Genomic DNA, 13,916 nt, shown 5'->3' with positions numbered 1-13,916 from the left:
CCGCCGCTGCCGCTACCGGAGCACGCGCCCTGCGATGTCCACGGCTGACCCGACCCCGAGCCACCGTTGTTGGTCGCCGGGTCGTTGCCCTGCGTCCACCAATTGGCTTTGTAATTGATGCCGTTTTCGCTAGCCGTGTTGCCGGCGGTATAGACCTGCGACGCGCTCCACGGCGCTGCGCACGCGGGCGCACTCTGCGCTTGAACCGTTTGTACCGGCACAACGGCCATCAGGCCGATCGCCATCGCTGCCCCCACTGAACTGCTCAGTGCCCCCAAGGCCCAACGTGACACAACCGATCGCTTCTCAGACATGTCTGTCTCCGAGTAGATCGAGGTGACTGCACTCCCCCTTGCGATTGCACCCGGCAGCCGGGGAACGGTCACCCCGAAGCGCTCCCCACGCAGCCGGTTACTTCGTTCAAAGCCGTGTTGTGATAGTCCTGGATGACAACGTTGTCTAGCGAAATATCGCTAAATTATTTCGGCTCGCGTAAAAATGCCAAATGCATCACAAGTTGACGGCAGCCGATTTTGACGAAATGTTTATTTAGATCGTTCCATTCTCGCAACGCAGCAAAATTACGCTGTTTTATGGTGTTTCGCGCTTTATGGTCAAAAGGAATAAGTCAGTCAGTAAATCGAAAGATAATGCGACGGATTCTGTCGGCTTATTACTTCGCGGCATTTATCCACAAACCGTCTCATAGAACCGAATGACTCACTTTGTCTCGTAGCGAGACATGGCTGACAACGTTGTCCGGTGGACAAAATGAGGAAAAAGCCCCGGCGTGAGCCGGGGCAAAAGGGCTTACGGCGAGCTCGAACGCTTACCGGGCAAAGAAGCGGGCGGGTGTACCGCGCGCGGGCACGATGCACCGGCGCCATGGCAAGCATGCGTGCCACTACCACGAGGCCTGCCGACTACTCCATGCCTTGGCTATTGCGCTCAGCGCTCAGCCAGTTTGTCGGCTGCGCCCGCCCAACCTCCACCCAGAGCACGGAACGCTGCCACCGCGGCACGCGCGTCGTCGGCACGGGTCTGTGCCAGACGATCGCGCGAGGCGAGCAGTTGGCGGTCTTCGTCGAGCACTTCAAGCAGGCTGACCGCGCCGCCTTTGTAAGCATCTTCGGCGCTGCTGCGCGCACGCTGATGCGCGCTTACTTCGCGGCTGAGAATCGCTTGCTCGTTTTCCAGCTCGCTCAAAGTGACGATGGCATTTTCGACATCTTCAGTCGCGCGCAACATCGACTGCCGGTAGTTCGCGAGGGCTTCGGCCTCGGCACCGCGTGATCGACCGACTTCGGCGTCGACACGGCCGAAGTCGAACAGACGCCAGCGCAGACCGACCACGCCGGCCGGCTGGAACGAGCCCGAATCGAACAAGGTGCCGCCGCGCAGGGTTTCAAAGCCGAGCAGGGCACCGAGCGACAACTTCGGGTAGTACTCCGACAGTGCCGAGCCGATACGCTCGTTCGAGGCGGCAACGCGCCGTTCAGCGGCAATGACGTCAGGGCGGCGGCGCAATAGCGCGGCCGGGTCGCTTTCCGCGGCAATGGCCGGTATTGCATAGCTTGCTGGCCGATCCAACAGCTGCTTGGCGCCGCTGCCCGGTTGCGCGCCCATCAACACGTCCAGCCGGTTGAGCTGACGATCGCGCTCGGCGCGCAACGGCGGGAGACTGGCCCGAGCCTGTTGCAATATCGCTTCGGCTTGTGCCACTTCGCGATCGGTGCCTACACCGCCGGCCAAACGCACACGCACCAGTTCGAGCAGATTCTGTTCGGTCTGCACTTGCTGTTCGGCCAGCGCGATGCGTTCTTGTGCGCCGCGCACTTTGAAATAGGCGTCGGCTGCTTCGGCCGCCACCGAGATGCGTACCGCCGCACCGCTGGCTTCGGCAGCCTGGTATTCGGCTTGGGCCGCTTGGGCATCGCGCTTCAGACCGCCGGCCAGATCGAGCTCCCAGCTCGCGCCCGCGCCGATATCCTGCTGTGTCTGGGTTCGCTTGTACCCCGGCAAGGTGCTGCCGACTTCACCTAACGCGCTGTTCAAGGATTGGTATTCGCGCGCGACCTGGGCATTGAACTCGCCTTGCGGCAGACGCGCGGCATTGGCACCGCGTGCAGCGGCGCGGGCTTGCTCGATACGAGCCATCGCAGCGGCGACATCCAGATTCTGCGCGACCGCGCGCTCGACGATCTGCTCCAGCACGGGATCGTCGAAACCCTTCCACCACGTATCGAGCGGCGCTGGCTCACGTGTCTGGTTATGTTCCTGCAACTGCTCGGCATGGACGTAACTTCCGCCGACGATCGATGGCGCTCGCACATAGTCGGGCCCGACGGTGCAAGCCGAGAGGAAGATAACGATCAGGGCTGGCAACAGAGCGCGAGGCAAAGAAACGCTTCGTCGTAGCAACGGCTTTAGTGGCCCCTCGGACTTATGGACAGGTTCGGCCGTCGCGACCGAGGTCGCTTCTGCAGGAAGCTCGGCTTCTTCGATAAATTTGCGTAGCGTTTTCATGATGACGGTCCAATCGATGGATCAATGCGCATCGGCCGAAGGCGTAGCCGGCGGCGCGACCTTGCGCATCAGCGGCACCATCACCGTAGCGATGACGAAACACACGCCGATCGCCAGGAAGGCATCGGCATAGGTCTGTGTCTGCGCTTCGCGCAGTGCCAGTGCGCCAAGCTGCTGCAGCGCCGCGGCGCTGGCATCGGTGGCGTGGCCCAGGTGCTGGCTCACCTGTTGCAGCCAGGCATCCATCGGCTCGCTGGCGGTGGTCAGATGCTCGGCGATGCGTTGAAAGTGCAGATTGGTGCGATCGTTGAGAATGGTTGCACAGGCGGCGATGCCAATAGCGCCACCGAGGTTGCGCATCAGGTTGAACAAACCGGAGGCCAGCTTCAATCGAGCCGGCGGCAGGCCGCCGAGAGTGAGCGTCACCACCGGCGGCACGGCCAGTTGCTGGGCAATGCCACGGAGCGCTTGCGGCAACAGAAGCTCATGTGCACCCCAATCGTGGGTGATCGGGCTGAAATCCCACATCGAGACGGCAAACACGGCCAGACCGATCATCAGGATCCAGCGCAGGTCCATACGGTTGGCGAGGAAGGCGTAGAGCGGGATCGTCATGATCTGGAATACGCCTGTGGAAAACACCGCTTCGCCGATCTGCAGCGCGCTGTAGCCGCGCACATGACCGAGGAACAACGGCGTCAGGTAGATCGTCGCGAACAGACCGATGCCGGTAATGAAGGAAAAAAAGCAGCCGAGCGCGAAGTTGCGATCGCGCAGCGCGTGCAAGTCGACGACCGGATGCGCATAGGTGAGGCTGCGCAACACAAAGCCGACGCCGGAAAGACCGGAAAGCCAGGCCGTGGTCAGGATGGTGCGATCGCTGAGCCAGTTCCAGCGCGGCCCTTCTTCCAAGGTGTATTCCAGGCAACCCAGAAATATCGCCAGCAGGAGCATGCCTATGTAATCGGCACCGCGCAGCAGCGAGAAATCCGGCTCATCGACGTTGACCAGCAAAGGCACCGCAATGGTGACGAACAGACCGGGCACGAGGTTGATGAAGAACAACCAATGCCACGAGTAATGATCTGTGATCCAACCGCCGAGCGCCGGACCGAGTGTCGGGGCAAGGGAAGCAATCGCACCGATGGTCGCGGCTGCGACCACGCGCTGCTTGCCCTGGAAGAACATAAAGGCCGTCGTGAACACCATCGGGATCATCGAACCGCCGATAAAACCTTGCAGGGCGCGGAAGGCGATCATGCTGTTGATGTCCCACGCCGCCCCACAGAGCATGCTCGCCACGGTAAAGCCGGCCGCCGAGACACAGAATAGCCAGCGCGTGGACATCACCCGCGCCAACCAGCCCGACAAAGGGATCACAACGATTTCGGCGATCAGATAACTGGTCTGCACCCAGGCCGTTTCATCCGCGCCCGCCGAAAGGCCGCCGCCGATATCGCGCAACGACGCGGACACGATCTGGATATCCAGCAGCGCGATGAACATGCCTACGCACATGCTGGCGAAGGCAAAAATCTTCTGTCCCGCCGACATGTCGGCGGGAGATTGCACATGCGGCATGATTGCGGTCTCGTCAGATCAGTGGGCAGCGACCCGGGTATCGACGTCGGCGGTGACAGACAGCCCCGGACGTAACGCGCCCAGCGTGGCGTCACGCTCGTCCAGCAGAACGCGTACCGGGACGCGCTGCACGATCTTGGTGAAGTTGCCCGTCGCGTTCTCCGGGGGCAGCACGCTGAATTGCGCGCCGGTAGCCGGTGCGAGGCTGCCCAGGTGGCCGTGGAATACGCGCCCCGGCAGGACATCGGCACGGATGGTCACGGCTTGGCCGGGCTGCATGCGCGCCAGTTGGTCTTCCTTGAAGTTGGCGTCGATCCACAAGCCATGCGACGGCACTACAGCGAGCAAGGGCGTGCCGGCTTCGACGAAAGCGCCCAGGCGAACGCGGCGATTGCCGATGCTGCCGTCGACCGGTGCACGTAGCTCGGTATAACCGACATTGAGCTCGGCCAGACGCTGTTCGGCCTGCGCCTGCAACAGCGCGGCCTGTGCCTGCTGTTTCTGCGTAGCGATGACATCGAGCTGGCGTTGCGCGGCTACCAGGGCGGCTTGCGCTTTTTCGGTATCCGCGCGCGCGGTCTTGAAGGTGGCGTCGGCGCGCTGGGCGCTTTCCACGGATACGGCGGCGCGGCTGGAAAGATCGCGGTAGCGCGCCTGATCGTCACGCGCGCGAACGCTTTCGGCCTGGGCCGCGTCGACACCGGCGTGGGCCTGGTCGATCACAGCTTGCTGCAGGCGTTGGTTTGCTTCCAGGTTGGCCAGCAACGCCTGCTCGGCCGCCACCGCACCCTGGGCCTTCTGCAGGGCAGCGCGGTAGTCGCGATCGTCGATCTTGGCCAACAGGTCGCCCGCGTGCACGACCTGGTTATCCGCGACCTTGAGTTCGGTGATATAGCCGGAAACCTTGGGGCTGATCGCGGTGATGTCGGCGCCGACATAAGCATCGTCGGTGTTCTCGATAAAGCGACCGGCAGTCCACCAATGCGCCCCCCAGAGGGCGATCGCGATGCCCGCGGCAATACTCAATGCGGCCAGCGCATGACGCTTGCCCAGACGTTTGGTCGGCACGTCGCCCATGACGACGGCGGGAGCGGAGGTGTTCATGCGCGTTTCTCCATGGCGGCGGCCGCGCGTTCGGCGGCGCGACGCGCAATGTTGTTTTCAAGGCGAGTGCGCATGCGCTCGCTCGCTGCCGGACCCGGGTACATCGCATGGTTTTCGCGGGTAATCGGATCGCCGGTATGACGGTCGGTCAGCACGGCGTCGACCATGTGGCCGTCGCGCTCGTCGACCAGGAACATCGCGAGCCCTTCAGTCGCGAAATACTTATTGCCCCAGGTCATCAGGGCCAGCATCACCGGACGGAAATCGCGCCCCATATCGGTAAGTACATACTCGTAGCGCACCGGCTTGGTCTGATAGGGGCGCCGCTCGAGCAGACCGGCCTCGACCAGCCCATTGAGACGACGAGCCAGCATGTTCGGGGCGATACCGAGGCTTTTTTCGAATTCGTCGAAGCGGCTGACGCCATAAAAGGCATCGCGCAGGATCAGTATGCTCCACCACTCGCCGACGCGATCCAGCGCACGGGCGATGGGGCAGGGCATCTCGTCGAGGTTGGTTTTTTTCATGGCTTTCTGTCAGGCGTAACTATCAAGTTGAAAGTTACTTTACGGCAGTTACTATCATTTTGCAAGTGATGTCTTCCGGCCGATTGTCGTCCCCCAGATGGCGCCGCGCGGCCCCGGCGGCATTCGCGCCTGAAAGACCCTGCGCCTTTAAGACAAATCCAAAGGATGGCGCCCGCGATTTGAACTAGTTATACGCGCCACGGCATAACGGTCCACGAGAGGTTCTGTTTGGACAACGCCATCGATGTATGGACCGCTATGCGCAACGAGGCGGAGTCGCAATGCTGGCTTCATGCAGAATTACGTCCCTTCTTGAACGCGCGCATCCTTATGCACGAATCCTTGCCACGCGCATTGGCAAGCCTTCTTGCGCTGGATATCCAACGCCTGGATGCATCGCTGTTTTCACTGCAGGCCAATTTCGCCGAGGTTCTTCAACGCCCGCATATCGCCGAGGCGGTCGCAGCCGATCTGCGGCGCACCGCATCCGTCGATTTGTGCGCCCCGGGACTATTGGCGATCTTTTTGTCGTCGCAAGGTTTCCATGCGGTTCAATGCCAGCGCGTAGCGCATACTCATTGGCTATCGGGACAGCGCACACTCGCGGTGCTGATACAGAACTGGGCGGCCAAACTCTATAGCGTCGACATCCATCCGGCAGCACAGCTCGGGCAGGGACTCTGCCTGGATCATTCCCTGGGCATCGTCATCGGCGAGACGGCCGTCATCGAAGACGACGTGACCATGCTGCACGGTGTGACGCTCGGATCCACGCTGAAGGAAGCAGGCGATCGGCATCCGAAAGTACGCCGCGGCGTCACCCTCGGAGCGCACGCAACCGTGCTGGGAAATATAGAAATCGGCGCCAGCGCGATGGTGGCCGCAGGCAGCGTGGTGCGTCGCGCCGTTCCGTCGGGGACGGTGGTGGCAGGTGTCCCGGCAAAGGCGGTTTTTCCACAAAAATAGCGCGCTGTGGGATATCCGCTCGGTACCGAGTATGCGCCGCGTGGGCCGTCTCCATGCTCCTCCCCCTGTTTAAAGAGGGAGGGCGCCTCATGGGCTGCGCACGAAACGTCCCGCTTCTTCAGCCATTTACACCGTAGCGCGCAGCGGACTTATTGCGCGACAGGTTCGGCAGCAATGCATTTCGCGCATCGATCAGGCGCTGCCAATCGGCGGCGTCGGGCAACGACGGAATAGTGACGAGTTCGCCCTGGTCGAAAGCGGCCAGCGAAGCGTCGACCATATCGTCCGTCTCCATCACGATCTCCGGCGGCAGGTGCTCGATCGCCGGCCCACCCGACTTGCCCCAGATCTCGGTACGCGTCGCACCCGGCAGCACCACCTGTACCTGCACGCCCGTACCGGCCGTTTCCTGCGCCAGTACCTGGCTGAAGTGCAGCAGGTAGGCCTTCGTGCCACCGTACACCGTATTGCCCGGCTGCACCATCAGCGACATCACCGACGCGATATTGACGATCGCGCCCTTGCCGCGTGCCAACAGGCCCGGCAGCACGGCGCGCGTAAGACGTGTCGGTGCCGTAATGTTCAGTTCGATTTCGCGCGCGAGCGCAGCGATATCGGCTTGCGCAAACGCACCCAGCGTCGCGGTTCCGGCGTTGTTGACCAACAGGGTGATGTGCGCGTTGTCGCGCAGCACCGCTTCGACCTTGGCGGTGTCCTGCGCATCGGTCAGGTCGGCCTGCAACACCTGAACGCCGACGCCGTTGCGCGCGGCCAGCTCGTCAGCCAGTTTCTTCAAGGCGTCGACGCGGCGCGCCACCAGAATCAGGTCATAGCCTCGTGCGGCCAGACGGTCGGCGTAGACGGCACCGATGCCGGACGATGCGCCGGTGATCAGCGCGGTACCCAGGGATGCTTGCTTACTCATGGCGAACTCCAGAAGAATGTGGATGATGAACAACATCCAGGCTACGCCGCCCGGTCCAGGATGTCAACTAACATCTTCAAAGCGAGATCGGGTTATGATCCCTGGCGAACCCGCCCCAAGGAGAGCTTGAGCCATGGGCCATTCACGCGCCGACAAAGCCCAAACCCATGAGCGCCTGGTGGAAGCCGCCGCCAAGCGCTTCCGTGAGCGCGGCCTGGACGGCATCAGCCTGGCCGATCTGATGAAGGAACTCGGACTTACCCACGGCGGCTTCTACAAGCATTTCGCCTCGCGCGACGCGCTGGTCGCCGAGGCGATGGAGCATGCCTTCGAGGAAAGCGAGCGGGCGGGCGCGAAACTCGCCGACGCGGATGGGCATATCGACCTGGCGCGCTACGCCGATTTTTATTTGAGCGAAGCCCATCGCGACTCACCCGGTAACGGTTGCGCGGTTTCCGCACTTTCGGCAGATATTTCGCGCCGTGACGATGCGACGCGTGCGCGTTACCGCGAGCGGATGGACGAGACATTCGCGCGCATAGGTGCAGCGTTTCCGGGCGATGCGAAAGCGCAACGCAGGCAGGCAATCGAGTATATGACGCGCATGTACGGCGCCCTGTTGATAGCGCGCGGAGCCGGCGACTCGGACCTGTCGCGCGAAGTGCTCGACACCGTGCGCGAGCAGCTTCAAAGCAGTCTGCCGACCCCAGGCTGAGAGCGGGTCGGGGCCGTCAGCCGAGCAGAGACACGCGAGTCGCTCCTGCAAGACCGACAGGTTCTTCCAGGCGCCCTGAGCCGATGCCAGGGTTTGTCGATGTCCTGTCCACCATGAATCGACCGCGCAGATAACTTGCACAATATGCAAAAGAGGCTTGCCGCGCCGCAACGAAAACCGCCGCTGCGAGGGTGGCGAGCCCTCCTAGGCGAGCTTCACAGTATTTTGCGATGCATCATTTTCATTTCGCATTGCGTGCTATGCGCGAAATGCATATCTGAAACCCATCCCATCGCGTTGTTACCCTGACGCCAGCTGACCGAGGATCGTGACCCAAACCGCACTTTTATAGCGGTAAGCCACGGGGACGTTTCATGAGTTATCGCAGCGGCATTGCCTGCCTTCTGCTTGGCGCGGCCTTATGGGCCGGCTACGCAGTTGCACAGGACGCCACGCCCAATTCCGACCAGCCAGCGGCGACGGCCGACAAGAGCCAGGCGGACACCAACTTCATCCAGCGCTGGAAAGACGATGGCGTGTCCTTGCGCTTTGTCTGGGCCAACGACTGGGCCGCGAGCGTACGCGGCGGCGAACGCATCGGCCAGACCAATGGCGGCGGCGCGGTCGGCGGTGCCGACCTCGATATGGGCAAGCTGGCCGATATCGACGGCGGAAAAATCCACATCACGTTCGCGCGCTACTACGGCCATTCGATTTCGGCTAACGATATCGGCGTGACGCAGAAGATCCAGGGGTATTGGTATCCCAAGCGCCAGTGGCAGTTGGGCCAGCTGACCTGGGAACAATCGTTCGACGATAACCATTTCAATGCGTTGTTCGGCCGCGTCAATGCGACCTGGCAATTCGCTCGCTCTACTTACGGTTGCCGTTTCGTCAGCGCACCGGATTGTCCGTATCAGCTGACCAACACGACCGGTGGCTTTTCCGGCTTTCCGTATGTGAACTGGGGTGGCCGCATTCGCTATCAGCCGAGCTCGCTGTATTTCTCGATCGGCGCGTTCGAGATCAACCCGGACCGGCGCAACAATAACGGCCTGGACTGGGGTCTGGAGAACTCGACGGGCGTGATGGTCCCGGTCGAGGTCGGTCACGTAACAACGTTTGCCACCGATCCTTACCCGCATACGATCAAGGTGGGTGGCTGGTACAACTCGGCCGACTACACCGATCCCGAACTCAATACGCGCGGCGTATCCAAGACTTTGTTCGGCGGAACCTTCCGCACGTATGACGGCGGGCGCTACGGCGTCTATGCCTTGGGCGACAAGGTGGTATGGAAACCGGACCCGACCAGCGATACGCGCAACCTTGCCTTGTTCGGTTCGGTCTCCGCACCGCTGGACAGCGCAGAGATCTACACGCTGCAATCGACCGCCGGTTTCGTCTGGACCGGCCCGTTTGCCAGCCGACCGACCGATTCGCTGAATTTCCAGGCGAGCTATTTTAAATTTACTAAGCGACAGGTGCAGTTCGAAGACGATCTACTCACCAAGGCGAAAAAGGCGGGTAGTTTCTCTCGTAACGAAACGATGCTCGAACTGAATTACAGCTACAAGCTGTTCCCCCTGTTGAGCCTGGTGCCCAATATCCAGTACATCGTGCATCCGGACGTGCTCGGCAACACTACGCATGTAACGCGTGTATCGGCCAATGCACTGGTCTGGGGCTTGCGTGTGATGTTCAATTTCGGCGGACCGGGTAGCCAATAAGACGTCAAAAGGGACGTCGTTGAAAAAGGGGAAGCGAGTCAAACGCTCGTTTCTCTTTTTTTCGCTCATACTCTCGCGGTCCGTTTCGTACGCGGTGAGGTATACGTGGATCTGAAACACCTGCACAGCTTTATCCGCATTGTGGAATTTGGCAGCCTGACCCGCGCTGCCGCAACGCTGAACGTATCGCAATCGCTGCTCAGCCGGCAGGTTCGCCAGCTGGAGATCGAACTGGGCACGCATCTTCTGCAACGTAACGGACGCGGCGTCACGGCTACCGATGCCGGACGGCAATTACTCGAGCACGGGCGCGGCATCCTTCGCCAGGTAGAGGTCGCCAGGCAGCAGCTCGGGCAGTCGCGAGGGCCGCAGAGCGGCAAAGTGGTGGTCGGCTTTCCGCCCAGTGTCGGCGCATTGCTGACGGTAGATATCGTCACACGATTTCGCGCCGGCTACCCGCTTGCTTCGGTCAGCGTAGTGGAAGCCCTGAGCAGCAGCCTGCTCGAATGGCTGCAGCTGGGTCGACTCGATTGTGCGTTGCTATACAACCCGCCGGTCAATGCGAATGTGCATTACCGACATGTGCACTCGGAGAACCTGTACCTGGTCGGGAGCATGCGCAGCGGCGTGCCGCTACCCGATAGCGTGCCGCTGGCCACGCTGGGTAGCTATCCACTGATCATTCCATCGCACCTGCATTCGGTGCGTCAGTTGGTCGAGGCAGATGCTGCCAAGCATGGCGTCTCGTTGGACATTGTGGTGGAGATCGATTCGATTCGCGCCCTGCTGGATCTGGTCGAGCGCGGTGTGGGCTACGGTGTGCTTTCGCGTAACGCGGTGCTTTCCCGTGCGCCCGGGCATAGCCTGCGCGCGGTGCCGATCGTGCAACCGAATATCGAGACACGCCTAGTGGTTGCGACGCCGACACAACGGCCAGTGAGCACGATTACCGAACGAGCGATCGGGATGATCGACGATGCCATCCAGCGGGGTTTGCTGGATCCGGTGTTTGAGAGCTGACGAGTACTGACGGGGCGGCACGTGGCGCGTGCCGCCCATCCCGGGCGCAGCCTCGCGCTATCTGCCTCAGCCCCCACAGCCGCTTGGGCCAAGCCCTCCCGAATCCATCTTTCCATCTTTCACCCTCTGCTGCAATGCACAATAAGCATTGCTCGTCTCGGGATATGCAAAACAGGCATAACAGAAACCCGGTCCATCGCGTTGTTCCTGGGTGAGCCGACATCCACCATCCCCGGCAAGCAAGAAAAGAGCCGGATGCATTGGATATGGCCTACGAAATTCCCTGCTGGTTCATGCGCGGCGGCACCTCGAAAGGGCCGTTTTTCCGCGCCGCCGACCTGCCCCAGGACATCGCTACGCGCGATGGCGTCATCATGGACGTACTGGGCACGCCCGACCCGCGCCAGATCGATGGCCTGGGCGGCGCGACATCGTTGACCAGCAAGGCCGGCATCCTGTCGATTCCGACGGATGGAGCCGCCGATCTGGATTTCCTGTTCGCCCAGGTCGGCACGTCCGAGGCAAGCGTCGACACGACGCCCAACTGCGGCAACATGCTGGCTGCGGCCTTGCCGGCAGCCATTGAAGCCGGTCTGCTGCAAGGCGATTCGGGCCGCACCATCCGTCGCGTACGCACCGTCAATACCGGCGTCATCGCCGAGATCGCTATCGAGACACCCGACGGCCGTCCGTTGTACGACGGCGATGCACATATCGATGGCGTGCCGCGTCCGGCCGCACCGGTGTCCTGTGGTTTCCTGGATACCGAAGGCGCGGTCTGCGGCGCACTGCTGCCCACCGGCAACACACGTGACGAGATCGACGGCGTCGCGGTGACCATGATCGATAACGGCATGCCGGTGCTGGTGATGCGCGCGGCCGATGTCGGTATCACGGGCTACGAAACGCCTGCGGAACTCAATGGCAATGCGGCGCTGAAGGCGCGCATCGAAGCCATCCGCCTCAAGGCAGGCCCGCTGATGAACCTGGGCGATGTCGCCAAGAAGCCCATACCGAAGATCACCCTGGTCGCCGCGCCGCGTGCCGGCGGTGCGATCTGCACGCGTACGTTCATTCCGCACGACTGCCACGCCGCAATCGGCGTGCTTGGCGCGGTGACTGTTGCCACCGCCGCCGTCATGGAGGGCTCGGTCGCTTACGACCTTGCGCAGGCCGGCAGCGGCCAGACGCGCACCTTGTCGATCGAACATCCCAGCGGCGAATTCAGTGTCGAACTTGGCTTCGAAGGCTTGCGCGTGGTGCGCGCCGCACTGCTACGCACGGCGCGGCTGCTGATGCGCGGCAGCGTCCCGGTTTCCCCCGCGGTCTGGCGCGGCCCTGCCGCCTGACTGCCGCCCGATTCGTTATTGAAGGAGCTTCCTATGGCCGACACTCGCAAGACCGCGCTCGTGGTCAGCGCTCACTCCGCCGACTTCGTCTGGCGCGCCGGCGGCGCCATTGCCCTGCATGCCGCCAAAGGCTGGCATGTGCATATCGTCTGCTTGTCGTTCGGCGAGCGCGGCGAGTCGGCCAAGTTGTGGAAGCAACCGGGCATGACGATGGAACAGGTCAAGACCGATCGGCGACGCGAAGCGGAAGAGGCTGCCGGCATCCTTGGCGCCACGGTGGAGTTCTTCGATATCGGCGACTACCCGATGCGCGCGGATCTCGATGTGGTATTCAAGCTGTCGGAGATCTACCGCAAGCTGCGCCCGGCCTTCGTGCTGAGCCACTCGTTGAAGGATCCGTATAACTTCGATCATCCGCTGGCCACGCATGTGGCACAGGAAGCGCGCGTGGTTGCACAGGCGCACGGCCATGATCCGCAGGTGCCGGTGATCGGCGCGCCACCGGTGTTCCTGTTCGAGCCGCATCAGCCCGAGCAGTGCGAATGGAAGCCCGAACTGTTCCTGGATATTACGCCGGTGTGGGAAAAGAAGAAGGCCGCGTTCGAAACCATGCGCGCGCAAGAGCACCTATGGGAGTACTACACCCGGGTAGGCCTGCAGCGCGGTGCGCAAGCGACGCGCAATTCGGACTTCAAGATCGCCTACGCAGAAGCGTTCCAGCGGGTATTCCCGCACGTCACGCAGGATACGCTGGCATGATCGGCCCCGATCTCATCGGCGTCGTAGTCCGCCAGCGTCCGACGATCACCGCGCAGCAGGCCGAGAAACTCGCAACCCTCGGCGTGGCTACGGTCCATGAGGCCCAAGGCCGCATCGGTCTGCTGCGCCCCTCTGTCCATCCGATCCAGCAGGGCACAGCCATTGCCGGCCCGGCGGTGACAGTGCTGGCACAGCCGGGCGATAACTGGATGCTGCATGTGGCGGTAGAGCAGTGCCGTCCTGGCGACGTCCTGGTGGTGGCCTGCACTACTGACAACACCGACGGCATGTTCGGCGATTTGCTGGCTACGTCGCTGATGGCGCGCGGCGTGAAGGGCCTGGTGATCGATGCCGGCGTACGCGATACCGCCGAACTACGCGCCATGGGCTTTCCGGTATGGGCCAAGGCGGTGCATGCGCGCGGCACCGTCAAAGCCACGCTGGGCTCGGTAAATGTGCCCGTGGTCGTGGCCGGCCAGGCGATCGAACCGGGCGACGCGATCGTTGCCGACGACGACGGTGTCGTCGTGGTCGCCCATGCAAGCGTGGACAAGGCCATCGAGCTCGGCGAAAAGCGCGTGGCCAACGAGGCATCCAAGCGCGAGCGGCTGGCCGCCGGTGAGCTCGGCCTGGACATCTACAACATGCGCCCGGAGCTGGAAAAGCTCGGACTGCGCTATATCGACGAACTGAAAAAATAAGCGTAGGGAACAA

The 13,916-nt window shown here is 62.2% G+C and carries 13 protein-coding genes; 7 read left to right on the top strand and 6 right to left on the bottom strand.

Going from position 1 to position 13,916, the window contains the following annotated elements:
• The 5 genes from VIM98_RS05490 to VIM98_RS05470 all read right to left on the bottom strand — a co-directional run.
• The coding region (locus VIM98_RS05490; protein WP_331992092.1) for a carbohydrate-binding protein at positions 1–314 on the bottom strand (314 nt) is incomplete at its 3' end.
• Between the two features lie 634 nt (positions 315–948).
• Positions 949–2,526: an efflux transporter outer membrane subunit gene (locus VIM98_RS05485; RefSeq protein WP_331992091.1), complete on the bottom strand. Its 1,578-nt coding sequence runs from the start codon at positions 2,524–2,526 to the stop codon at positions 949–951.
• Between the two features lie 21 nt (positions 2,527–2,547).
• Entirely contained in the window at positions 2,548–4,107 is a 1,560-nt protein-coding gene (locus VIM98_RS05480; RefSeq protein ID WP_331992090.1) for a DHA2 family efflux MFS transporter permease subunit, read from the bottom strand.
• 18 nt (positions 4,108–4,125) lie between these two features.
• Complete coding sequence (locus VIM98_RS05475; RefSeq protein ID WP_331992089.1) at positions 4,126–5,211, bottom strand: HlyD family secretion protein; 1,086 nt, start codon at positions 5,209–5,211, stop codon at positions 4,126–4,128.
• A complete protein-coding gene (locus VIM98_RS05470) occupies positions 5,208–5,738 on the bottom strand; it encodes a helix-turn-helix domain-containing protein (RefSeq protein ID WP_331992088.1) in 531 nt (176 codons plus the stop codon). The genes VIM98_RS05475 and VIM98_RS05470 overlap by 4 nt, the downstream gene beginning before the upstream one ends.
• Before the next feature lie 258 nt (positions 5,739–5,996).
• Between VIM98_RS05470 and epsC the strand changes: the two genes are divergently transcribed.
• Positions 5,997–6,704, top strand: coding sequence for a serine O-acetyltransferase EpsC (gene epsC / locus VIM98_RS05465; RefSeq protein ID WP_331992093.1), 708 nt, complete (start codon positions 5,997–5,999; stop codon positions 6,702–6,704).
• Positions 6,705–6,822: 118 nt separating this feature from the next.
• On the opposite strand, the gene VIM98_RS05460 is transcribed toward epsC, so the two are convergent.
• Positions 6,823–7,629: an SDR family oxidoreductase gene (locus tag VIM98_RS05460; protein ID WP_331992087.1), complete on the bottom strand. Its 807-nt coding sequence runs from the start codon at positions 7,627–7,629 to the stop codon at positions 6,823–6,825.
• A 133-nt stretch (positions 7,630–7,762) separates the two neighbouring features.
• Here VIM98_RS05460 and VIM98_RS05455 point away from each other — a divergent pair, with 133 nt between their 5' ends.
• The 6 genes from VIM98_RS05455 to VIM98_RS05430 all read left to right on the top strand — a co-directional run bounded on the left by VIM98_RS05455 (position 7,763) and on the right by VIM98_RS05430 (position 13,903).
• On the top strand, positions 7,763–8,344 hold the full coding sequence (locus VIM98_RS05455; protein ID WP_331992086.1) for a TetR/AcrR family transcriptional regulator: 582 nt from the start codon (positions 7,763–7,765) through the stop codon (positions 8,342–8,344).
• A gap of 374 nt (positions 8,345–8,718) precedes the next feature.
• Positions 8,719–10,074, top strand: a complete 1,356-nt coding sequence (locus VIM98_RS05450; protein WP_331992085.1) for a carbohydrate porin — start codon at positions 8,719–8,721, stop codon at positions 10,072–10,074.
• Between the two features lie 105 nt (positions 10,075–10,179).
• Positions 10,180–11,094, top strand: a complete 915-nt coding sequence (locus VIM98_RS05445; RefSeq protein WP_331992084.1) for a LysR family transcriptional regulator — start codon at positions 10,180–10,182, stop codon at positions 11,092–11,094.
• 266 nt (positions 11,095–11,360) lie between these two features.
• Complete coding sequence (locus tag VIM98_RS05440; RefSeq protein WP_331992083.1) at positions 11,361–12,443, top strand: 4-oxalomesaconate tautomerase; 1,083 nt, start codon at positions 11,361–11,363, stop codon at positions 12,441–12,443.
• 33 nt (positions 12,444–12,476) lie between these two features.
• Positions 12,477–13,202 carry a PIG-L deacetylase family protein gene (locus VIM98_RS05435; protein ID WP_331992082.1) on the top strand — a complete coding sequence of 242 codons (726 nt, stop codon included), beginning with the start codon at positions 12,477–12,479 and terminating at the stop codon, positions 13,200–13,202.
• On the top strand, positions 13,199–13,903 hold the full coding sequence (locus VIM98_RS05430; RefSeq protein ID WP_331992081.1) for a 4-carboxy-4-hydroxy-2-oxoadipate aldolase/oxaloacetate decarboxylase: 705 nt from the start codon (positions 13,199–13,201) through the stop codon (positions 13,901–13,903). The genes VIM98_RS05435 and VIM98_RS05430 overlap by 4 nt, the downstream gene beginning before the upstream one ends.
• Positions 13,904–13,916: the final 13 nt, after the last annotated feature.

This window comes from Dyella sp. (genome assembly GCF_036568765.1).
GTDB lineage: Bacteria > Pseudomonadota > Gammaproteobacteria > Xanthomonadales > Rhodanobacteraceae > GSA-30.
This window is presented reverse-complemented; position numbering and strand designations above follow the sequence as displayed.